This is a genomic window from Streptosporangium amethystogenes (genome assembly GCF_000721075.1).
Lineage (GTDB): Bacteria > Actinomycetota > Actinomycetes > Streptosporangiales > Streptosporangiaceae > Streptosporangium > Streptosporangium amethystogenes.
The window spans coordinates 40,452-63,327 of record NZ_JOEQ01000003.1 but is presented as its reverse complement, the minus strand read 5'-3'; the positions used below and the strand labels follow the sequence as shown (position 1 = coordinate 63,327).

Sequence of the window (22,876 nt, the reverse complement as noted above, 5' to 3'; positions counted from 1 at the left end):
AACCCGAAAGGAGCCACCTGGCCCTGTGACGGTATTATTTAGAATAGTAATTCGGTATTGAATATTTATGCAAGGGAGGTTCTGTGCGCACCGACATATCAACGTCCACGCTGCTGGAGATGCAGCGGCGGATGACGCGCATCCGGCGCTTCGAGGAGCGCGCGGCGAAGATGGTCAAACGCGGCCTGATTCCTGGAGCCGTGCACACCAGCATCGGCCAGGAGGCTCAGGTCGTCGGCGCCTGCATGGCGCTCGATGACGACGACTACATGACGGGGAACCATCGCAGCCACGGCCATCCCATTGGCAAGGGCTCCTCTCTCGGCCCGCTGATGGCCGAGCTCGTGGGCAAGGCCACCGGAGTGTGCCGGGGCAAGGGTGGGTCGCTGCACCTGGCCGATTTCTCGGTCGGCAGCCTGGGCGAGTCCGGCATCGTGGGATCCTCCATTCCGATCGCGGCCGGCTCCGCGTTCGCGTCGAAGATCCTTGGCCGCCCGCGGGTCTCACTCGCGTTCTTCGGCGACGGCGCCGCCAACCAGGGAGTCCTCTACGAGGCCATGAACATGGCGGGCGTCTGGAAACTGCCGGTCATCTTCCTGTGTGAGAACAACCAGTACGCGCTCAGCACGCCGGCGCACACCGTGACCTCCGGCGACATCTTCGAGCGCGCGGCCGGGTTCGGCATCCCCGGCGTCCGTGTCGACGACGGTCAGGACGTGCTCGCGGTGTACGACGCCGTGAAGACCGCGGCCGACCGCGCCAGGTCGGGCGAGGGCCCGAGCCTGGTGGAGGTCATGACCTACCGCTTCAACGAGCACTCCGAGGGCCTGCGCATCGACAACTACCGCGACAAGGAGCAGGTCGGTGAGTGGCTCCGCCGTGATCCGCTGGATTACCTCGCCGCGAGGCTCCGCGATCGTGGAGTCACCGACGAACACCTCAAGGCGCTCGACGCGGAAGTCATGGACGAGGTCGATCGTGCGGTCGAGTTCGCGAACGAAAGTCCCTACCCCGAGCCGTCCGTCGCATTCGAGGACCTGTACACCGATGAGGTGACCGCCGTATGAGCGTCATGAGCTACCTCGGAGCCATCGGCGCCGCGCAGCGCGAGGCGATGGAGGCCGATGAGCGCGTCGTCATCATGGGGGAGGACGTCGAGGCCAACGTCTACGGCACGACGGGCGGCGGAAAGTCGCGAAGCAGCGAAGGCGACTTCCTGCAGTTGTTCGGCCGTAACCGCATCAGGAACACCCCGATCTCCGAGGAGGGGATCGTGGGCATCGCGGCCGGTGCCGCGATGACAGGGCTCCGTCCCATCGTCGACCTCTCCTATTCGAGCTTCCTTTACATGGCGATGGACCAGTTCGTCAACCAGGTCGCGAAGAACCGCTACATGTTCGGCGGCCAGGCGTCCATGCCCGTCGTCTTCCGCTCGGCGATGTTCTACGGCCTCAACACGGGCGCGCATCACTCGGACCGGCCGTACCCGATGTTCATGAACGTACCCGGGCTGAAGATCATCGCCCCCGCGTCACCCGAGGACGCCAAGGGGCTGCTCCGCGCCGCCATCGATTCCGATGACCCGGTGCTGGCATTCGAGGCCGTGAAGCTGTGGGGGCTGAAGGGCGAGGTCAGCGACGAGGCCTTCCGGATCCCCCTGGGAGTCGCGCGGACGGCCAGGAAGGGGACCGACGTCACCCTCGTCGCGATCTCCGGTTCCGTGCCCGACGCGTGCGCAGCCGCCGACCGCCTCGCGGAGGAAGGCGTGTCGGTCGAGGTCATCGACCCGCGCACGCTCGTTCCCCTGGACACGACCGCGATCCTCACCTCGGTCGCGAAGACCGGGCGGCTCGTCGTGGTCGAACCGGCACACCGTACGTGCGGGGCCGCGGCCGAGATATCGGCCCTCGTCGCGGAGGAGGTGTTCGACGCGCTCAAGGCACCCATCGTGCGGCTCACCGCGCCGGACATGCAGATCCCGTTCAGCCCGAGCCTTGAGCAGCAGATGTACCCCACACGCGATGGCATCACCGCCGCGCTCCGGCGGGTGACCGGTCTCAAACCGGCGTGACGACAATCGACTACACAAGGAAGGAAACAGGAAAATGAGGGTTGAAGTCCTACTCCCGCAATGGGGAATGGGTATGAGCGAGGGCACGATCTCCTGCTGGCTCAAGAAGGTCGGCGAGCGGGTCGTCGAAGACGAACCACTCGCCGACGTGGAGGCCGAGAAGGTCGAGGAGACCGTGGAGTCTCCAGCGACCGGTGTCCTCACCGAGATCCTTGTGGCTGAGGGAGAGACCGTGGACGTCCGCTCGGTCATCGCCGTCATCGAGACGGACTAGGACGATGACCGTGGACGGGAGCAGCCCCGCCGTACGCGACGCGGTGCCGCTGACCGGTATCAGGCGGGCCGGGGCGCGTAAGATGATCAAGGCGTGGGAGGCGCCGGCCTTCACTCTGACGATCACCGTGGACATGTCGGCCGCGCTCACGGTGAAGCGGCGCGACGCGGAAGCGACCGTGACCGACAGGCTGATCGAGTGCTGCGCGAGAGCACTGGTGGCACACCCGCAGCTCAACGCGTGGTACGACGACCTGGCCGTCACGCAGGTCGACCAGGTCAATATCGGGGTGGCGGTCGCGACCGACGCGGGCCTCATGGTTCCCGTCGTCCAGGGCGCCGACCGACTCGCGCTGCCGGAGATCAGGGCCGCCCGCCGTGATCTCGTCTCCCGGGCGCGGGCGGGCCGGCTCGGCAGGGCCGATGTGACCGGGGGCACCTTCACGATCTCCAACCTCGGTATGCAGGGCATCGACCGGTTCACCGCGATACTCAACGTGCCGCAGGTGGCGATTCTCGCGATCGGTGCGACCACGGAACGGTACGTCCGCCGTGACGGCGTGGCGGGGTGGGTCCTTCAGGCCGACTTCACGCTCACCTGTGATCACCGAGCGGTCGACGGCGCGACGGGCGCCGCCTTCCTCACGGAACTACGCGCCCTGATCGAGACACCTTGATCCCCGTGCCCCCCGATCCCTCGGCAGGAGACCCGTTTCAGCACGTCGCAGGTCTCCTGCGGGAGTTCTCGCGAGAAGAGCGGACATTCCCCATCCTCCATATCCGTCGGTTACGGCCGGTCGTCGCCTTCAGCCGTCGTGACACGAGGAACCCCCGGTTCGAACTCGCCGCCGCGGCGGCCATGGCGCACGGCTTCGCCGCCCACGTCCGCCCGGTCGGCGGATCGGCCGCCCCCCTGCACCAGGGCAGCCTGGTCCTCGATCACTACGGCGTCGACCCGGACGGCGTCGTGTCCCCGCACCACCGCTTCACCGCGGTCGCGGAGGCGCTGCGCGCCGCCCTGGCCTCCCTCGGCCTGGATGCCCGCGTCGGTCCCGTGCCCCGGGAGTACTGCCCGGGTGACCACAGCGTCAACGCCCGGGGCCGAGTCAAGATCGCCGGTATCGCCCAACGGATCCGGGGGCGCTCCTGGCTGGTCAGCTCCGTCGTGCAGGTCCACGGCGGTCCCGCCCTCCGCGAAGTGGCACTGGCCTGCTACGACGCACTGGGCCTGGAACTGGACCCCGCGACGATCGGCACGGTCGAGGAGGAGGTGGGCATCCCCACCCCGCACACCGTCGCCGCCGAGATCACCACGGCCTACGTCACGCATGGACTCGTACGCCCCGAGGACATTCTCGAATCAACCTGAAACGGCGGCGCGTGGGGAACGAGGCCCGCGGTCTCCCGCTGGGTGACCGCGGTCGGCGTCCGTGACGTGAAGGCGCATCATGCCGGTCGGTCCTCGCCCCGCGGCCCTTTCCCGGCGGGGCGGAAAGGCCTGGCGGCCGGATGCCTTCGGTTCTCAGCGTCGAGGAGGCCCGCCGGGGTCGCCGAGACACGGCCGTCCCGCCGGTCACCCTGACCGTGGGAGTCGCCGCGGCTCGCAACCTCGGAAACATACGTCCGGTTGATCGCCTGGACGCGTCATGCAAGATCAGGATCATCTGGTTACGGCGGAGTGGATCCGACATCCGAGGAGATCCAAGATCTCGTCGAGAGACCGCTGCCGCGTCGGTGACATGAGTGTCGCGACGCGGCAGCGGTCTCTCAGTGGGTGGTCCCCTCCGCTCAGCGCAGGTTGAACAGGCGGGTGCTGGTCTGCTTGAGGCGGTTGCCGTCGGCGTCCCAGGCCTCGACCTTCAGGCTGACCGCGCCCAAGGTGTCGCGCAGGGACGGGTAGCGGGTGTCGGCGGTGTAGGCGCCGTCACGGTCGCGCTTGACCGAGACGGGCGTCCACCTGGCGCCGTCGTCGGTGCTCATCCACAGCCTGAGCCCGGCGATCTTCGGCATCTTCGCCGCGGACGGCGAGTGGTAGGCCTCGACGGTGAACCTGTGGGATCGGCCGGAGCGGACGGTGTTGTCCATCGCCAGGCCGTCGCCCAGGTCGTAGCCGGCGAAGACGACGGGCGTGGGCCGGCACTGCTCGGTGACTCCCTCGATGATCCAGTACTTGCAGAACGATCCCGGCAGCACGTGTTCCTTGGCCGGCGGAGCGCGGAACGTCCACTCGGTGTCGTGCTGGGTGTTCTTCGCGGTCAGCCGGTAGGTGCCGGAGCCCTCGGGCAGGGTGAACGCGGGGAGGTTGTCCAGGTAGGGCCGCGCGATGCGGGGGATCTCCGTTCCGTCTCGGTAGAGACGCAGGTCGTAGTCCGGGGTGAGAAGAGCGTTGTTCTTCCAGAATCCGCTGCTGAACGGATGCTTGTCGGGCGTGCCCGCCGGGGCGAACTCCGCCCAGAGGGTGTCACCCTGCACGCAGATCGTGCACGTCAGGTCCACGCCCCGTGTGGTGAGGGGCGGCGCGTTCTTGTCGGCGAGCGCGTAGACCTTCTCCGCCGCCGTCATGGCGCCCGGCGTCAGGCCGGCGGTGAACCACTGCTGCCGGGTACGGCCGGGCCGGTCGAACACCTCGATGCGCCACCGGGTGTCGTAGTAGGCCGTCAGGTCGAGGTTGGCGGAGGACATGCCGTGCGAGCGGATGACCGTGGGATCGACGGGGCCGACCCATTCGGTCCGGCTGGTCGGTCCGACGAAGGCGGTATGCGCCCAGAGCGAGGTGGCCGTCGTCGTGGTCGTGGCGTCGTCCTGCTTGTAGACCGTGTGGTAGCTGTTGAAGCTGGTCGGCTGGGAGGCGTGGACGTCCAGGTCGACCTGGACGAGTTGCTTGCCGGTGAAGGTGTAGTGCAGGGACTTCGGCACGCTGCCCTCGGCGTACGGCTTGAGGACGTAGGTGTAGGGCGTCTGCGGTGTGCCGGTCACCCGGACGCTGACCGCCTCGCTCGCGAGCCGGGTGCGCAGCCGCAGTCCCTCCTTGTTCGACAGGGAGACGTTCGGGATGCTGATGGGCTTGGGATCGCCGGTGTTGATCTCCTGGTAGACGCCGATCGGCAGGGCGCAGGAGCCGCCCTTCGACGGGAAGATCGCCAATCCGGCCGCACCGGCCTCACGGATGGGGATGATCTGGCTGACCCACGCGTCCGGTTCCACTCTGGTGGCGTATGTCAGGCCGTTGGCTATGGTCCGCTGGTTGACGACGACCCAGACGCCTCACCCTCGACCACGATCACCGAAGGCGGCACGGTCACCGCGGTGACCAGCCGCTCCAGCTCTCCGTCGCGCCCGACAAGCACCGGAGAAACCAGCCGGCCGTGAGCCTTGTGCCCATCCGTGCTCATCCGCTCCACATCCGGTCACCAGCCCCGTTGGTTCCGCCCCCGCTGTGATCACGACATTCAATCCTTTCTGGCCATAAATGTCATTACCAGCGCCGAGGCAGGCCGGCCCGCGATGTGGGCTTCGAGAGTGTCCGGACGCTGTGCCGTCTCCGCTTCCGACGTTCACCGGGAAGTCGAGTGGTCGCTGACCACTCGCGCTGCGCCACATCCGCGACCGGCTCACCCTCTGGACGACGGCACCGGCTCCCGCGCCTCCCGATCCGAGCGTCGACTCAGTCCGGATCGGGTCGCTCTCCGACGGGGTCTCCTTGGCGGCGTTCCGAAGAAGTGTTGACCTGTCCGAATTTATTTATTGGCAGCTATAATATGGTTTTCGGCGAGCATGGAATGGCGCGATCGCCATCTGTGGGATGAACGGCCGCATGCCGATTCCCATCGGCCTCATGCGAACAGGATGAGGCCGCGATCAATACGACCAAAAAGAAAGCAATGTCGTAAAGGGTCGACAGGCGCCGGTGCGTACGTGCATGGTCAGGTCCACAGATTTTGATTGACTTCGGAGTGACCATGCGCCTTAGGGGGGGTCGCCGCTCCCTCGTCCTCAACCGGGGCGGACGGGGGGAAGGCCCTGCGCAGTCCAACTGCGATACCTGCACATATAGGGCTATCGCCTGCTCGGCCACTAATCAGTGTGCCTGCGTGACGAGCCGCACTCGGTCATCGAGTAGCTGATCGTCACCCACCGGAACGTACTGCACAACTTCGGAGGAGCACTATGCGGGTTGCGATTGTCGGGTACGGGGGGGCCGGCCGACAGCATGAGGAGGCGATTCGGCAGATCGCTCAGGTATCGCTCGCGGGCATCCTCGACACCGATGACGAAGTTCTCCTTCCGGAGGAACTGAGGCTGCCATCGTGGGACGCGGTGTTGTCGGACTCGACGATAGACACGGTCGCGCTCTGTCTGCCGCCGGGTGGCCGAGCGGAGCGGGTCGTCGAAGCGTTGCGGGCGAACAAGAAGGTCCTGGTGGAGAAGCCGCCGGCGATGTCCGTGGCGGAGTTCGACCGGATCGTCGCCGAACCCGGGATGGTCGCTGTCATGTTGCAGCATCGGTTCCGGCTTCCTCGCGAAGCGCTGCTGGAATGGCCAGGCGACACCGCGGGCACCCTCCTGGTCAGCCGGCCCAGGGACGCGGCTCGGCACTATCGGGGTTGGCGTGGCGATTCCAGCAGTGCGCTGGGCGGAATCATGGCGCACCTGGGCGTGCACTACCTCGATCTGGCCTGTCAGGTACTGGGCGAGGTCGAGCGGGTCGAGATCGCCGACTATCACGAGTGCGCCCCTGGAATCGATCTGCGAAGCAGCGGCCTGATTCGGTTCGTGTCGGGTGCCACACTGAACTTCACGGTCACCGCCGATGTGAACATGCGTGCGGAGCGATTGATCCTGCTGGCTGATGGCCGCAGGCTCGAAATCCGGGATGGTGCCGTCGAATTCCAGCGGGTGGACGAGACCATCAGCGCCCGGGAACTCACCACATCACAGGCCAGGGCGCGTGTGTACAGGGAGTTGTCCGCTGAGCCCGATCGCTCGGCGTTGCACCGGACCCGCCCGGCGATGGTCGTGCTGGACGCGCTGCGGGAGATGGGTGCCCCATGAGCTCTCGGCTCGGACTTTCGTCGGGGTCGGCTCCCCGGCTCGGCGCTGCCGAATTCGCGCGGCTGACCCGGGTGGCTCTCGGTGAGGTCGTCGATCTCCGGGCGGGCAAAGGCCATGCCTGGGAGGACGAGGGGATCGAGGGTCTGGACGGTCTGCCCGTGGCGTTCGTGGGCATCTCCGTGGTGCTGGGCCGGCCGGGGCAGGACACCGCTGCCGCAACCCGGTTCGCGGGCCAGGCGATCAAGGTGTTCGCCGAGGTGGGCGCGTCGGCGGCGACGGACACCGCCCAGCAGTTCGCCGAGTTGGTCCGGGGCAGGGAAGCCGAGCAGGTACTCATCGAAACCCACGCCGGGTATGCGGCGATCGACGAACTCTTGCAACTTTGTGACCGGTACGGCTGCCGGTTGGTCCTCGACAACCTGGGGCTCGCCCAGATCGACGTCGATGTCCGATCCGAGGAAGCCCGGTTGCTGGCCTGTACCGCCGCGATCCAGGTCAAGGGGTTCACCCTCCCGTCCGATCCGAACGAACGGCCCCGGCATCGCGCGCTTGGCCACGAGGACCTGGGCTGGTTGGCACCCTTCGCCTCCACCGGCGTCGACATCACAGTGGAGTCCCGGGCCGGCGTGCCCCAGGCGGACCTCGAGGTACTCCGCAGAGTCTGGAAGGATTTCCGATGAAGCTGGCGATCATCAATGACGAAATCGACCAGGATCTGACCCGGGCTGCCGATGCCGTGGTCGAGTGTGGTCTCACCGGAGTTGAGATTCGTTCGGTGGCCAATGTGCCGCCGCATGTACTGAGCGACGCGCAGCTTGCCGACATACGTCGAACACTGACGGAGCGGAATCTGGCCGTGGCCGGCTTCTGCCCGCCGGCGCTGAAGCGGAACTTGCCCCGAACCGACGCCGACGTGGCGGCGACTCGGGATCTGCTCAGCCGCGTGATCGAGCAGGCGGGCATACTCGGCTCGCCGCACGTACGGATCTTCACCTTCTACCGTGATGGCGATCCTGACCCGAAGACCGCGGCGTTGGTCGCCGCAGAGGTGCTGGACGGTCTGGATTTGGGAGACGTACGGCTTCTTGTGGAGACCGGTACCCGAACCAATACGCCGACCATGGCATTGACGCTCGCCTTTCTGGAGGCTCTCGGGCGGCCGGATATCGGTGTTCTGTGGGATCCGGGGAATTCTGTCTTCAGCGGCTGGCACTCCAATCCTTTTCCCGAGGAGTACACGATCGGCAGAGAGAGGATCGGCCACATCCATGTGAAGGATCCCTCCGGTACCGGTGGCTACGTGCGACTCGGTGACGGGGATCTGCCCTGGGGGCGGATCATTGACAGGCTCGGTGCGGACGGTTACACCGGCTGGCTCTCGCTGGAGACCCACTGGCGTTCTGGACGGGTGCTTACCCAGGACCAACGGGACCGTCCGTGGGGTGATGCCTTTTCGGACGGTGGTTATTGGGCCAGCGTCTCCTGCATGCGGGCGTTACGAGCGCTGGTCGAGTCATGACCGAGCCCCTTCTTCTTCTCGGCGCGCAGCGCTCGGGTACGACCGCACTCGCGCATGTGCTGAGCGAGGCGTACGCAGCCATGGGGGGGATCTTCACCGTCAACGGAAAACTGCCCTACGTGCTGGCCCGCTGGTGTACGAGGGCGGACCTTGCCTGCCGGCACTTCCGGGCTGACGAGATCAGCCATGCGCTCCACCGTAAACCGCCGGGCGGGATACACGCGGCCCGCTGGCTCGGGAACCTCGACAGGGTCCTGCGCGATACCGCCGCAGAGGTGGCCCGTGGCGAGCACACCGACCCGGTGAGCACGTGCAGGCATGTGATCGAGCAGGCCTATGCGGACTGGCCCTGCTGGGGCGACAAATACAACGAGTATCTGCTGGACCTTCCGGGCCTCCTCGACGTGCTGCCTCGACCGCGGGTGATCCTGCTTGTCCGGCACCCGCTGGAGGCGGCCGCCTCACAGCTGGAGTGGACGGGCGACCGGCCCTGGCGGCCGTCCTCGACCGCCGACGCCTGTCGGAAGTGGGCGGCCTGGCACGCCTCCTGGCTGGAGAGCGCCGACCGGATCGCACCCGAGCGGAGGCTCGTCGTCGACTACCACGAGTTGTGCTCCGGTGCGGCGACCGAGCGGCTCAGTGCATTCACCGGCCTGGAACTCTCCGGTCCGCTCAACGCTCTCTCGGCCACCAGACCTTCGGCGATCGAAGAACCGTCGCCGGAGATCGCAGCAGTGTGGCGGACGCTCCGCCACACGATTTCGTAAGGAGATCCAACAAATGAACAACCTCTCAGTTTCGAGCCAGGGATATGGTCCCGATCACGGGACCGAGTTCGGCTATGGCCTGCACCACATCCAGATCGCCATCCCGGCCGGCAGTGAGGACGACTGTCGCGCCTTCTACGTCGGTGTTCTCGGCATGGTGGAGCTCGTCAAGCCGCCGGTACTCGCCGCGCGCGGCGGCCTCTGGATACGTGCCGACAACCTGGAGATCCATCTCGGTGTCGAAAATGATTTCCGGCCGGCCCGCAAAGCCCACCCGGGAATCCGGGTCGCTGACCTCGACGCTCTGGCGCGGCATCTGGCGGCCAAGGGCGTCGAGGTGACCTGGGACGACAACTTCCCTGGGCACCGGCGGTTCTACGCGGCCGACAACCTCGGCAACCGGCTGGAGTTCCTGCAGCGTGACGGCTTAGACGTGTCGACGGAGTGGTGAGATGAACGACCTGCCATCAAGATCATCTTATCGTCGTACCTTCCGGTCGCGTGGCGCATCACGGCCCAGGAGTACGCATGCTGAAAGTTGACGATCTTGTTATCACGGTCGGCGCCAAGGGGAACGAGGTGGTGCTGCTGCGCGGTGCGGATCTACGGATTCCGGCCGGCAGCAGCCTGCTGATCCAGGGAGAACGCGGATCGGGGAAATCGACTCTTTGCAAGGTACTCTGCGGCGAACTTGAGCCACGGTTCGGAACAGTGGAATCGGACGCGTTGATCATCGATGACGCCGATGCCATGGACCCCACGGTGCTGGCCGACCTGCTTGACCGGCGTACGAGCCAGGGCAAGACGACCGTTCTGCTGGCCACCGACGGATCCTTGCCCACCGATCGGGTTTGTCGGCTTGCCCGGGGAACGCTGTGCTACGTCGACGCGGAAAGCCAGCCGGTTCCCGAGCCGCTGCGGATCCCACCCGCGACGCTGAAGGAGCGATCGGCTGCCGCGCTCAGGGCGGCCGGCAGCAGTGACGAGACCGCCGCGTTGGTGGCTGACGTCCTGGTGGAAGCGGATGTGCGTGGCCACCACTCGCACGGTGTGGGCCTGCTGCCGACCTACCTGGCCCGAGTGCGCCAGGGTGGGATCGATCCGCTCGCCGAGCCGGTGCTGGCCGAGCAAGGAGCCGTCGCCCGCATCGACGCTCGGAACGGCTTCGGTCAGCCCGCGGCGGCGATGGCCGCGGACTGGTGCGCGGCCACCGCCGCCCGGCTTGGAGTGGCCGCCGTGGCCGTCCACTCCAACAACCATGTGGGAATGATGGCGGCCTATCGCTGGCCTTTCCAACGGCAGGGCGTCGCCGGACTGCTGTTCAACATCTCGGGACCGAGTCTGGCCGCACCCGGAGCGGCACGGCCGACGCTCGGTAGCAACGCGATCTGTATGGTGACGCCCACCGCGGCCGTTGAGCCCTTCGTGGTGGACTTCGCCACCGGCGTGGTCTCCATCGGCAAGATCCGTGCTGCCGCGCAGCGCGGTGATCAGGTTCCGCCAGAGTGGTTGCTGGACAGCCGGGGGAGACCCTCCTCCGATCCACTGGACCTGGAAAAGGGTGGCTCCGTCCCGGTCTTCGGTGACTACAAGGGGCTGTGCGTAACGCTCATCGCCGAGGTGTTGGCGGGCATCCTGGGGGGGCAAACCGTAAGTCCGCTGGTGGTCAAACAACGCGCGGAACCCGGTCGCCCGATGGGCTGCACACAGTTGTTCGTCGGTCTTTCCACCACAGCCTTCGGGCTGGATGCCGAACGGACCTCAATCGACAAGCTGGTGCAGATCCTTCGGGACGCGGTAGTGGCGGGATATCCAGGACAGCCGCCCACGCCGTACTTCCCGGACCAAGCAGAGGCGGCATGGACGGCCCGCGCCCATGAAACGGGCATTCCCATCCCGGCGGCCGTCGCGACGGCGCTTGGATGGAGCGAGCGGTGATCGGGCCCGCCGCGGCTCGGGCGCTACGCTCCTCCGCCCCGGGCTGGCCCCTGGTCCTCTACTTCCACCACGTGCATCCAGAGCTTGTGCACTACACCTCGCTCACCCCGGACGGCTTCGAACGCGGCCTTGAGACAGTGTTGTCCCGGTACGGGCCGGCCCTCTCCCCGGAAGCACTCGATGATCTGACCGCGCTACCGGACGAGCCCACCGTGCTCGTCACGCTCGATGACGGACATCGCGACAATCTCGACCATGCCCTGCCCATCCTCGACAGGTTGGGGATCAGAGCGGTCTTCTTCGCCATTACCGAGATGGCGGAGCTGGAAGCGCAGCATGCCCAGCACCTGAGCTGGGCCGAGCTGACCGAGCTGCACAGGGCGGGTCACGCGGTCGGCTCGCACACCGTGACGCATCGGATGCTGCACCAGCTCGCCCCGGTCGAACAGCGCAGGGAGATCGTGGACTCGCTGGCAGCGATCCAGGACCGGCTGGGGGTGGTCCGGCCCCTGCTGGCCTACCCCTACGGCTTCCCCCCGACCGTTGACGCGGTCCCGGCCGGGACACTCGGCTTCGGCACGGTGAAGGCGGACCCGCTGCCGTGGACCGTCGCCCCACAACGAATCCGTCGTACCTATCTTCCCTCGGACGACCAGCACACATGGCCGTGGCTCTGCGACGAATGGAGGCGACAGTGGAACCGCGAATCACAGTGATCATCCCGAGTAGAGACCGTTATCGAGACCTCCGGCGTTGCCTGAAGGCTCTGGCGGAATGCAACACCGCGCTGCTGTACGAGGTACTCGTCGTCGATGACGGTTCGAAGCCGCGAATCGCCGACGCGGTGGAGGTGGCCGGCCTGCCGATCCGGCTTCTGCGCAACCCGCAGCCGATCGGCGCCATGCCGTCCCGATCCTTCGCCGCCGAGCAGGCGGTCTCACCCGTGATCGCGTTCCTCGACGACGACGCTCTTCCCAGAGCCGACTGGCTCGACCAGATCGATCGCGAACTGACCACCGACCGAGGCGGCGTCACCGGCAGGGTGCTGCCCTTCGACAGCGGCGTGGTCTCCAGAGCCCGGCAGTCGCGTTACCTCGACCGGTACCGGGGGCTGCGGCCAGGGCAGGAGGTGCGCTTCTTCGCCGGGGGAAACGGGGCCGTCTGGCGCGAAGCCTTCCTGGCGGCCCGCGGGGATGTCGTCAATGAGCCGGGCAGCGACAACGACATCGTCGCGGGGCTGGCCGCCATGGGCCTTTCGGTTAATTTCGTACCCACGATGGTGATCGTTCACCGCAACAGCAAGGGCTTGATGCGTGCCGTCCGGGACGCCTACGGCGCGGGCCGCCGCCACCCCGAACGGCTGACGATGACCGTCGCGGTCCAGCAGGTCCTGGGCTCCGCCTCGGGGCGGGATGTGCAGACCCGACTCGTCAACTGGGCGCTCAACGTCGTCCACCTGGCAGGTCGCCGCGGACCCCGTCGGCTGGCCGTGCCGAGTACGAGGGAGCAATGACACGACGGATCGGCGCTCCAGGCTCGCCGATCCGGGAGAACGTTCGGGAAAGCATCGGTTTGTTAACAAGCGCAGTTCCTTTTCAGGCTGGGCGGCTGCCTGCTCAGGTCGGCATGGAGAACAGGGGTGCGACATGTCATCTCCGCCAAACGGATCCTCGATGACTGATGGCGGTGGAGACCGCACAGATCAATTGCACCTGTTCTTTCGGTTGATGAAACGAGGGACATGATATGAACCGTCACGTTCTAGTCGTTGGGAATGGTCGCGAACTGCCCGCGTACATTCACCAGGTCGATCCTGAGGCGCGTACCTCCGTACTCGTCCGCAGTGATGTGCTGAAGCGGGTCCGCGACGCGTCCCTGCACGCCCGAATCGTGGGTGTCTCCTCGACCGACGACTCCTCGTGGATCGCCATGGCGAGGGCGATCCACGAGGTCGAGCCCGTCACCCACGTCGCCAGTTTCAGTGAGAAGGACCAGGACAAGGCGGCCGCTGTGGCGAGCGCGCTGGGACTGGAAATGCACTCCGCCGAGACGGTCAGAGCAGTCCATGACAAGCTCCACATGCGTGACCGATTAACCGCGGCGGGCATCCCCGGTCCCTTCGCCGGACAGGTCGCCTCGCCTGACGACATCACTGACTTCGCGGACCGTCACGGATATCCCGTCGTGGTGAAACCGGTCATGGGCGCGGCCAGTTCGGGTGTCACCGTCGTCCACCGCCCGTCCCAGGCCGAGGCGGCGTGGAAGTGGGGTCTCGCGGCCGGGGACGCCGCGGACAGCAGGCTGATGGTGGAGACGTTCCTGGATGGCCCCGAGATCAGCGTCGAGGCGTTTTCCGAGCGGGGGGAACACCTCATCGTCGCGATCACGCTGAAGGTGAAGGATCCCGTCCACTGTGTGGAACTCGGCCACATGATCCGCGGTGAGCTGCCACCGGAGACCGAACACCTGGTCCGCGAGGCCGTGACCGACGTACTACGTGCGCTGGACGTGCAGAACGGTCTGACCCATACCGAGGTCATTCTCACCGATGAGGGGCCGAGGCTGGTGGAGACACATCTGCGGCCGGCCGGTGACCTGATCCCGGAGACGATCCGGGACACCTACGGGTTCGACCTGCTCGACCTCTTCGTGCGCCAGTCGATCGGTGAGAGCGTGATCGATCGTCTCCGTCTTGGCCAGCGAGACCTTGAGTCGAGCGACCGCTACGCAGCCGTCTGGTACCGGGTCCCCGATCGGAGCGGCCGGGTGGTCGCCGTCGCGGGACTCGCCGAGGCGGGCTCGGTTTCCGGCGTCCTGTCCGTGGAGCTTGAGCTGGAGGTCGGGTCCGATGTGGTGGAGGTCCCGCGTGACTCACGGGACCGGCTGCTCGTCGTTCGGGCCATCTCGCACTCTCCTGCCCACGCCCTCAAGATCGCCCGTACCGCTGCCGAAACGGTGACGGTGACGATCGATGAGGCATCCGGTTCCGAGGCCACCCGCGGGGTCCGGGCCTCGGTCTCCGTGGCGGAGAAGGTGCGGCAGGCGTATGCCGCGCTGAACGCCGCCGACTCAGGACCATTGGCTCCGATGGCCGTCGAGGTGTTGACCGAGGCGTCCGTCGCCGGCTTCGCGTTGCGGGCCGCGGAGACACACAGCTGGGACAACAGCCGGATCCTCCCCGCGGAGGTCCTCGAACGGCACCTGGCCGAGCTGGCGTTCGAGGCGCTGACCGCCGTCGCCCTCGCGGTCCCGGGCCGGATCGACGTCGGGGCTGCCGTGGACGAGGTCGCCCGGGCCGCCGGACGAACCCTGGACTGGTTCGACGCGCCAGTGGATCCGGGACGCAGGGACGCCCTTCGGGCGTCGCTTGACATCGCCCGGTTGCCGGAGAGCCGCGCCGACGACCTGAAGGCGGCCCTCGCTCGACGGGTCGAGCGGTTACGGGAGGCGATCGACGACGAATGGAGCCCCCAGTCCGACGTCTGCCTGGCCGCTCTGCCGCTGTTCTCCAGGCCGGTGGCCGACGTCCTGGTCTTCGTCGCGCTGGGGTGTGACACGAGGTGCAGCGACGTGGTGTTGCGCCGGTTCGGCTATCGATACCTCAGCCGTCAGGCCCCTGAGGGCCTCACCACACGCCACCTGGAGCGCTCGGCCGAGATCCTCGCCGGGGTACTGGACGGACAAGCATGAACACTGACCGTAGAAAGATCATCGACATCATCCCCCCGCCGGGGGCGGCGCGCGTGCTCGTCACGAGCGGCTTCCTCGGTTCCATCGGAACCGGGATGTTCTTGACCGGCAGCGCTCTCTACTACACGCGCGTGATTCACCTGTCTCCGCTCCAGGTCGGTATGGGGCTTTCGCTCGCCGGGCTGATCGGCATGGCCACGTCCGTCCTCCTCGGCCGCCTGGCCGACCGGACCGGGCCCCGCGTCATCCTCGTCTCCCTGCACCTCTTTCGGATCTTCGCCTACATCGGTATGGCACTGGTCACGAACTTCTGGCAATTCCTGATCGCCGTCGTGCTGGTCACCAGTGCCGATCGCGCGGGTCCGCCCGCGAACCAGGCACTCGTCGGGCGCATCTTCGAAAAGACCGACCGGCTGCGGACGATGGCCTACCTGCGTGCCTTCCGGAACGTCGGGCTGGGACTCGGCGCCCTCCTGGCCGGGCTCGCAGTGGAGTCGGACGCGTCGTGGGCCTACCGGCTGCTGGTGTTCGGCAACGCGATCTCCTTCATCCCGATGGTCTTCCTGGTGGCGAGACTGAAGCGGTTCGAGAGGCCGGTACCGGCGGTACCGGACCCGGTGGGCGAACCTTCAAAACCCATCGCCGTCCTCGCGCAGCCACTTCGCGAGATTCCCTTCCTGAGTGTCTCTCTCGCCAACGGGTTCCTGATGCTGCACGACAGCATCCTGTTCGTCGCCCTCCCGCTGTGGATCGTCGGATACACCGAGGCGCCACCGTTCATGGTGGCGGTCGTCCTGATCATCAACACGATGTTCACGGCGTTCGGGCAGGTCTGGTGGACACGCATGGCCGAGTCTCTTTCCGATGCGACGCGGGCGCTCACGACCTGCGGTACCGTGCTGGCCTTTGCCTCGGTGGCCATAGGGGTGGCGCACTACGGTGATGCCCTGACCGCCTCCGTGCTCGTCGTCGTCGGCGTTCTGCTGCTCACCGCCGGTGAGAACCTGCACGCCGCCGCGGCGTGGCAGATCTCTTACGACCTCTCCCCAGCCGGACAACAGACCCAGTACCTTGCCGTCTTCAATCTGGGTAGCAACGTGCACGACACCGCCGGCCCGATGGTGATCACAGCGCTCGGTGTCTCCGCCGGCCCGCCGGGGTGGCTCGGTCTCGCTGCGATCTTTCTGCTGGCCAGCACGGTCGAGCGGTACTCCGTCGGGTGGACCAGCCGCACCAGGGCCGCCGCGGACCTCTCCGGCCGCCTCCATGTTTCGGAGGCGACTCAGTGAAGCGTCCGACCACTCTCGCCGAAGGTTTCGCGACGGCGGTGATGAGACACCCCGACCGGCCGGCGCTCATCGCCGAGCGGACGTGGAGTTTCACCGAACTCGCCCGTGATGCCGACGTCATGGCCGAAGAGTTGCACCGTCTCGGCGTCCGGACCGGGGACCGGGTGGCGATGGCCCTGCCCAACAGTGGATGCGCGCTCGTGCTGCTGGCCGGCCTGGCCCGGGCCGGCATCGCCGTGGTGCCCTTCGATGACTCTGTGCCGGTTGCCCGCCTGGTCGCGCAGGCACAGGACGTGTCGGCGAAGCTGCTGGTGGTCGAGGAGCTTCGGGACGGTCTCCTTGAGGTCGGCTGTCCAGTGGTGATACTTCGCTCCCTCTTCGGCTCAGCCACCGCCGAGGCCGACACGCCGCTGGTCGGTCATCCGGACGGCACGCACGAGGCTTACGTCATCCACACGTCTGGTTCGACCGGGGTCGCGAAGGGCGTGAGCGTGTCACACGCCGCCATAGCGGCCCATGCGGCGCACGCCGTGGACTACTTCGCACTGCACTCCGATGATCGAGTCCTGCAGTTCGCCTCCCTCGGCTTCGACGTCGCCCAAGAGGAGATCTGGCCTACCTGGTTCGCCGGGGCGGCTGTGGTCGTCAAGTCCGTCGCGCTCCCCGACTCGGCGGACCTCTCGACGATGGTCCGCGAAAGCGCGGTGACCGTACTTCAGCTCCCCACCGCCTACTGGCGGACGGTAACGGTTGAACTGCCGGCGGTTTCCCGAGGGGACTTCGCTTCGGTGCGACTCGTCGTGGTCGGCGGAGAGGCCGCCGCCCTGGCGGACCTGCGCCGCCATCTGAGCTCGGCGCTGAGTGCCGCGGTACTGGTCAACGCCTACGGGCCCTCCGAGAGTGTCGTCACGTCGACGGCGTTCCGCTTCAACCCGGGCGACGAGTTGCCGGGGGATGAGAGCGGCCTTCCGATCGGCACCGCCTTCCCGGGGCGACGCGTGTCGGTGCTGCGATCCGATGGCCGTCCGGCGGTATCTGGCGAGGAGGGGGAGCTCTACATCCACGGTCTGCTGGCCGACGGGTACGTTGGCCGACCCGATCTGACCGCCGAGCGTTTTGTCCTGGCCGGCCGGTCCGGATCCGATCAGACCCCGGAACGCCATTACCGCACCGGTGATCTCGTCCGCATCCTGAACAGCGGCGACCTGGTGTTCACCGGCCGGACGGACGACCAGGTGAAGCTCCGGGGGTTCAGAATCGAACTGGGGGAGGTGGAGGCCGCTATCCGGTCGACCGGGCTGGTCACCGACGCGGCAGCGGCCGTCCTGTCGCGTAGTGGCGCCGAACCCCGACTCGGAGCACTCCTGGTCGGGATGAACGGAGCGGACACCCCCGACACGGCGGTCCTGGCCGGACGCCTGGCGTCGATCCTTCCGCTGCCTTTCGTGCCGACTGTCTGGGCACGAGCGGATCGGATCCCGTTGACCTCCTCCGGCAAGATCGATCGCCCGGCGGTGGCCGCGGAAATCGGTGCCCGGCTCGAAGCCGGTGCTCCAGCCGGCGACCGTCAGACCGGCACGCCCCGAGACGCGGATCCCCGACTGTCCGCGCTCGGGCAGATCTGGTGCGATGTGCTCGGTGTGGACCAGGCCCGTCCCGAGGACGATTTCCTGGAACTCGGCGGCGACTCACTTCTGGCCGTGCGGTTCGCCGCCCGGGCCCGGGCCCGGGGATTCGTGATCACTCCGGCAGAGGTGCTCACCTGCGGCACCCTGGCCGCCATCGGTGCGGCAGCGCGCGAGGCGGAGCAGGTTTCCGGGTCGTCGGACTCACCTGGCCCTCGCACGGGCGAACCTGCCGAACTGCTGCCCTCGCAGCTGAGGTGGCTGCTGGACGGCCCCATCCCGGAGGCGCACCACTTCGCCCTGACGGCCCTGATGAAAATCCATCACGATGTTCCCGACGCCGCTCTGCTCGATACGGCGACCGCCCTCCTCGACCAGCATCCAGCACTGTCCAGCCGGTTTGATCTGGCGGCCCTGGTGGTGCGCTTCGACGCGCGCGAGGCCAAGGACGTCTTCCACAGCATCGACCTCGGCGATGGCGATCTCGCCGCCCGGCTGCTCGAACCTGCCCAGAGGGCTCAACAAGAGCTCGACCTGGGCAACGGAGAGGTTTTCCGGATGGTGCGGTTGCGGGCCGGGACCGACCACCGCCTGCTGATCGTCGTGCACCATCTCGTTCTTGACGGCTGTTCGATGTCCCTCCTGGTGGACGAGGCCGAGGCCGCACTCACCCGCCGGCTGACCACCGGTCGGGCGACCCTCGACCCGCCGACCGAATCGGTGAGATCCGTCCGCTCAGCGATCGGTTCCTACCTCGTCTCCGACATCGCCCGCGATGACGCCGCCGCCTGGCTGTCCGCCCCGTGGCCCGACGTCCTTCCCCTGGTCCGGCGCGAAGGCCCGGCCTTGCTGCCGTCCGTGGTCACCGTTCGGTCCGCGCTCACCCTGTCCGATTCCGACGCGATCCTGCACCGCCTCGCACCGGCGCTGTTCCGCCCGGTCGACCTGCTGCGGGCCGCGATCATGACGGCTGTGGCCGAATGGACGGGGACGGCCACCGTGGCGATGGATGTCTACGACAACAACCGAACCGCCACGGTCGGAGACTTGGACGTCTCCCGCACCATCGGGTACCTCCAGAGCACCCATCCCGAGATCGGGGTGGTCCGAGGGAGCGGGTGCGACGCCGTCCGGAGGCTGCTGGCAGCTCCCCGGCTCGTCCCGACCCGCCCGTTCAGCTTCGACGCTCTTCGTTTTCTGTCACCTGTGGAAGAGGAGAGGCGGATGCTGACCGCGCTTCCCCGCCCTGATCTCCGGTTGAACTACCGCAGCCAGCTGGGGCGCCTCGAACAGCGCGGGAGCGGCGATTCCCTCCAGAACGCCGATGAGGACACCGGTGCCCACCGGGCCGAGAGCCAGTCCGAACGCTATGCCCTGATGTTCGAAGGTGACGTCATCGCCGGTGCGTTCACCGTCGGCACCAAGTTCAGCACCGATCATTTCGATCGTGCCGACATCGCGGCTCTGACCGCTCGGGTCGCTGAACTGTGCTCACTCACGGTCCGGGAGGTCGTGTCATGACGATGGAGGCGGCACACCCGATATCGGACGCCGAACGTGCGCTGCTCGACTCGTGGTGCGGCCGTTCGGTTGATCTCGGCGAGGAACAGATCGCCATGCATGTCCTGCGGCACGCCCAAGCCACCCCCGCGGCCATCGCGGTCCGAGGCCCGGACCGCGACCTGAGCTATGCCGAACTGGACCGGGAATCCGGCGACCTCGCACGTGTCCTGCGGATCCAGAAGGCCGGCCCTGGCTCGATCGTCGCGATAGACCTCCCCCGAGGAGTCGACCTGGTGGTGGCGATGCTCGCCATCCTGCGCATCGGGGCAGCCTATTGCGCGATGGACGTACGCTGGCCGGTCGCCCGCCGACGAGAAGTGATCAAGCGGACAGGCGCGGCGCTTGTCGTGATCGGCCCCGAAGGCCACCGGCGGCATCTCGGCGCCCAGGAGGTGCCGAGCGCCTCCGGCGGATCCACCCAGGCCCAGAGCGGCACAGACCCGTGCGTCGGCGTCGCGTTGGACGCCGCGTGCTGCGTGTACTTCACCTCTGGAAGTACCGGCGAGCCCAAGGCCGCGCTGAGCACGCATCGGGCGGTGCTCCGGACCATCCTGCCGATCGAACCGGACTATCCGAACGTGCCCGTTCACATGTCCGCGACGGCGGCCGTTTCCTGGGACATCTTCACCTTCGAGATCTGGTATCCCCTGGTCCACGGGGGGACCACGAACCTTGCGACAACGGGGGCCGACGGGTACCCGTCCCCGCGGGGGCTGCGCCAGGAGATCGCGAGGGGGGTCAACGGCGCCGTGCTCACCATGGCACTGTTCAACCTGCTGGTCGACGAGGACATCGACGTTTTCACCGGTCTGGGGACAATGATCATCGGTGGCGAGCGTGCCTCTCCCCGCCACGTCCGCGACTTCCTTCTCCGGCACCCCACCATTCCGCTGATCAATGCCTACGGGCCGGTCGAGGCGAGCGTGTTCGCCACCACGCATCGCATCAGCCTCGCGGACTGCGACTCTCCCCGAGGGATTCCAATCGGCCGGGCGATTCCCAATACCGGGCTTCTCGTCGTCCGCTTCACCAGCGCCTCGACCGCGGCCCGCGTCGCCGTCGGAGAGGTCGGGGAACTGCTCATCTCCGGAGACGGCCTGGCCGCCGGTTACCTCGGCGAGGACGCCGGAACCGGAGCATTCACGCCGATCGCGGTGGACGGGGAGGAGCCGGTACGGGTCTATCGCACCGGCGATCTTGTCAGTTGGCGCGCTGACGGAGTGCTGGAGTTCGTCGGCCGCGCCGACCGGCAGCTGAAGATCCGCGGCCAGCGAATCGAACCGGCGGAAGTCGAGGCGTCGTTGCTCGCGACCGGGAAGGTGCGCAAGGCCGTTGTGGTCCCCATCCTCGACGGGCAGCGCGTGAGCGGTCTGGCGGCTTACGTCACGGCGGTGAAAACACCTCTTGACGTCCCAGGTCTGATGGCGGCGTTGCGCGAGCGCCTGCCCGCCGCCATGCTCCCGCAGAGCATCACCGAACTGCAGGAATTCCCGCTCAGCCTGACAGGCAAGGTGGACGTCGCAGCCTTGCCCGCGCCCACGAACGCGCCGGTCGAAATGCGGGCCGTGCCCGCGGATCCGATGGTTCGCGACCTCGCGGAGACTGTCGGCCGAACAGCTGCGGAAGTGCTGGGCCTGGACGCTCTCGGGCTCGACACGGATCTTCGTAGCATCGGTCTCGACTCGCTGGCGGCGATCCGGCTCTCTCATCGGCTGCTCGACCTGGGAATCAGTATCGGGGCCGACGTGGTACTGAAAGCAGGCTCGGTTGCGCGGATAGCCCAGGAATCCGCAGACGGGAACGGCTCCGAGGCGATCTCCACGATCGCCGAGGCGGGTGGGCTCAGCGACGCCCAGATCTCACTGTGGCTGGACGGTCTCATGCGGCCTGAGCATGCCATCGGCAACGTGCTGGTGCTGTCGTACCGTCTTGTTCCGGCTCCGCCGGCCAAAGCGCTGGCCGATGCCCTGAGCACGTTCGTCGCGCGTCACGAGGCGACCAGGACAGCCATTGACACCGATCAGGACGGCCTTCCGGTCGCGAAGGTGCTGAACCGGCAGAGCGCGGTCACCGTCTCCATCGCGAACTCCTCGCCCCCAATTCCGATGCGGCAGCGCGCGTATGACCTGGCCCGCCGGATCGACCTCGCGCAGGGGCCGCTGATCGCGGCTCGGATCGACTCCGCGCCGGCCGGGTGTGACCTCACGATCAGCATTCACCACGCATGTTTCGACGGCTACAGCGTGGCTGTCCTCGCGGACGAACTGAGCATCCTGCTCAGTGGTGCGACGCCACCGCCACCTCGCCGATTCACTGACATGCGGAACCCCGCTCTTGATCGGCCTCCAGCCGATGAGCTCCGGAAGTGGACGTCCCGCCTCTCGACGACCCGCGACATCGAGTGGCCGTCCTCGCCGCCGCCGGTGGACGGCGGTCGATACGGGACGGCAGGGATGAAATTCTCGGGCCAGGCCGGGGCGCACCTTGCCGCTAAGGCACGGGCCCATCACCGCACGCCATTCGTTCTCGCCCTGCGGGCATTCGCGAGCACGGTCAGGCACATCACCGGCGCGAGTGACTTCTGCATCGGGGTGCCGACCGCAGGTCGAGACGACCCGAGAACCCGCGGCGTCGTCGGATACCTCGTCCGACAGGTCGTCGTCCCGATCGGCCCGGCGGAACTGGACGGAACACTCGACGCCCTGTCCGACACCTGGGATCGTGCCCGTGCGGTGTCCGGTCTGGGCGTCGCCGAACTGGCACGCCTGTCCCATCGCACCGGAAGGGACCGGTCTTCTCTGTTCCAGGTCCAGTTCGCCTGGCAGAACACCGTTGAACCGGTCTGGCGGATACCCGGAGTTCGGGTCACCCCCGTGCGCGTTCAGCCCATCGCCCCACAGTTCGACCTGACCATGGAACTCACTCCCCTGAGCACCGGAGAGATCGAAGGAGAGGTGGAGCACGACATCGCGACCGTCCCGCCGGACGTCGCGCAGGCGATCGCCGAGGATTTCGTGACCCGCCTCAACGACCTCTGACCGAGAAGAGCGCCGTTTCCCTGTGAACCGCGATGCCGCGCCACCGCTCGA

18 protein-coding genes are annotated in these 22,876 nt (G+C 67.3%); 17 read left to right on the top strand and 1 reads right to left on the bottom strand.

Annotation, left to right across the window (positions count from 1 at the left end):
- The first annotated feature begins 83 nt into the window (after positions 1-83).
- From IG98_RS0103485 to IG98_RS44435, 5 genes are read left to right on the top strand one after another with little or no spacing between them, the layout of a single operon-like run.
- A complete protein-coding gene (locus IG98_RS0103485) occupies positions 84-1,067 on the top strand; it encodes a thiamine pyrophosphate-dependent dehydrogenase E1 component subunit alpha (protein WP_030905269.1) in 984 nt (327 codons plus the stop codon).
- The gene (locus IG98_RS0103480; RefSeq protein ID WP_030905267.1) at positions 1,064-2,071 is read left to right on the top strand and encodes an alpha-ketoacid dehydrogenase subunit beta; all 1,008 of its coding nucleotides are present in this window, start codon (positions 1,064-1,066) and stop codon (positions 2,069-2,071) included. The genes IG98_RS0103485 and IG98_RS0103480 overlap by 4 nt, the downstream gene beginning before the upstream one ends.
- A 34-nt stretch (positions 2,072-2,105) precedes the next feature.
- The gene (locus tag IG98_RS0103475) at positions 2,106-2,345 is read left to right on the top strand and encodes a biotin/lipoyl-containing protein (RefSeq protein ID WP_030905264.1); all 240 of its coding nucleotides are present in this window, start codon (positions 2,106-2,108) and stop codon (positions 2,343-2,345) included.
- A gap of 4 nt (positions 2,346-2,349) precedes the next feature.
- On the top strand, positions 2,350-3,021 hold the full coding sequence (locus IG98_RS0103470; protein WP_030905261.1) for a dihydrolipoamide acetyltransferase family protein: 672 nt from the start codon (positions 2,350-2,352) through the stop codon (positions 3,019-3,021).
- 5 nt (positions 3,022-3,026) lie between these two features.
- Positions 3,027-3,713: a lipoyl protein ligase domain-containing protein gene (locus IG98_RS44435; protein WP_157594129.1), complete on the top strand. Its 687-nt coding sequence runs from the start codon at positions 3,027-3,029 to the stop codon at positions 3,711-3,713.
- Between the two features lie 419 nt (positions 3,714-4,132).
- Here the strand turns inward: IG98_RS44435 and IG98_RS0103460 are convergent, their stop codons facing one another.
- Positions 4,133-5,548 carry a hypothetical protein gene (locus tag IG98_RS0103460; protein WP_030905255.1) on the bottom strand — a complete coding sequence of 472 codons (1,416 nt, stop codon included), beginning with the start codon at positions 5,546-5,548 and terminating at the stop codon, positions 4,133-4,135.
- A 963-nt stretch (positions 5,549-6,511) separates the two neighbouring features.
- On the opposite strand from IG98_RS0103460, the gene IG98_RS0103455 reads away from it, so the two are divergent.
- The 12 genes from IG98_RS0103455 (at position 6,512) to IG98_RS0103400 (ending at position 22,825) form a co-directional block, all read left to right on the top strand.
- Positions 6,512-7,396, top strand: coding sequence for a Gfo/Idh/MocA family protein (locus tag IG98_RS0103455; RefSeq protein WP_030905252.1), 885 nt, complete (start codon positions 6,512-6,514; stop codon positions 7,394-7,396).
- Entirely contained in the window at positions 7,393-8,076 is a 684-nt protein-coding gene (locus IG98_RS0103450) for a hypothetical protein (RefSeq protein ID WP_030905248.1), read from the top strand. The genes IG98_RS0103455 and IG98_RS0103450 overlap by 4 nt, the downstream gene beginning before the upstream one ends.
- Positions 8,073-8,915, top strand: a complete 843-nt coding sequence (locus IG98_RS0103445) for a sugar phosphate isomerase/epimerase family protein (protein ID WP_030905245.1) — start codon at positions 8,073-8,075, stop codon at positions 8,913-8,915. The genes IG98_RS0103450 and IG98_RS0103445 overlap by 4 nt, the downstream gene beginning before the upstream one ends.
- Entirely contained in the window at positions 8,912-9,682 is a 771-nt protein-coding gene (locus tag IG98_RS0103440; protein WP_030905240.1) for a sulfotransferase, read from the top strand. The genes IG98_RS0103445 and IG98_RS0103440 overlap by 4 nt, the downstream gene beginning before the upstream one ends.
- A 13-nt stretch (positions 9,683-9,695) precedes the next feature.
- Entirely contained in the window at positions 9,696-10,133 is a 438-nt protein-coding gene (locus IG98_RS0103435; RefSeq protein ID WP_051751460.1) for a VOC family protein, read from the top strand.
- Between the two features lie 77 nt (positions 10,134-10,210).
- Complete coding sequence (locus IG98_RS0103430; RefSeq protein ID WP_030905234.1) at positions 10,211-11,620, top strand: Ldh family oxidoreductase; 1,410 nt, start codon at positions 10,211-10,213, stop codon at positions 11,618-11,620.
- Positions 11,617-12,336, top strand: coding sequence for a polysaccharide deacetylase family protein (locus IG98_RS0103425; protein WP_030905231.1), 720 nt, complete (start codon positions 11,617-11,619; stop codon positions 12,334-12,336). Before IG98_RS0103430 ends, IG98_RS0103425 begins: the two co-directional genes overlap by 4 nt.
- Positions 12,315-13,133: a glycosyltransferase family 2 protein gene (locus tag IG98_RS0103420; RefSeq protein WP_169750057.1), complete on the top strand. Its 819-nt coding sequence runs from the start codon at positions 12,315-12,317 to the stop codon at positions 13,131-13,133. The genes IG98_RS0103425 and IG98_RS0103420 overlap by 22 nt, the downstream gene beginning before the upstream one ends.
- A gap of 233 nt (positions 13,134-13,366) precedes the next feature.
- The gene (locus tag IG98_RS46535; RefSeq protein WP_084195103.1) at positions 13,367-15,310 is read left to right on the top strand and encodes an ATP-grasp domain-containing protein; all 1,944 of its coding nucleotides are present in this window, start codon (positions 13,367-13,369) and stop codon (positions 15,308-15,310) included.
- Complete coding sequence (locus IG98_RS0103410; protein ID WP_030905222.1) at positions 15,307-16,599, top strand: MFS transporter; 1,293 nt, start codon at positions 15,307-15,309, stop codon at positions 16,597-16,599. Before IG98_RS46535 ends, IG98_RS0103410 begins: the two co-directional genes overlap by 4 nt.
- Positions 16,596-19,745, top strand: a complete 3,150-nt coding sequence (locus tag IG98_RS0103405) for a non-ribosomal peptide synthetase (RefSeq protein WP_030905219.1) — start codon at positions 16,596-16,598, stop codon at positions 19,743-19,745. The genes IG98_RS0103410 and IG98_RS0103405 overlap by 4 nt, the downstream gene beginning before the upstream one ends.
- Positions 19,742-22,825, top strand: coding sequence for a non-ribosomal peptide synthetase (locus IG98_RS0103400; protein WP_084195102.1), 3,084 nt, complete (start codon positions 19,742-19,744; stop codon positions 22,823-22,825). The genes IG98_RS0103405 and IG98_RS0103400 overlap by 4 nt, the downstream gene beginning before the upstream one ends.
- The last annotated feature ends 51 nt before the right edge of the window (positions 22,826-22,876 follow it).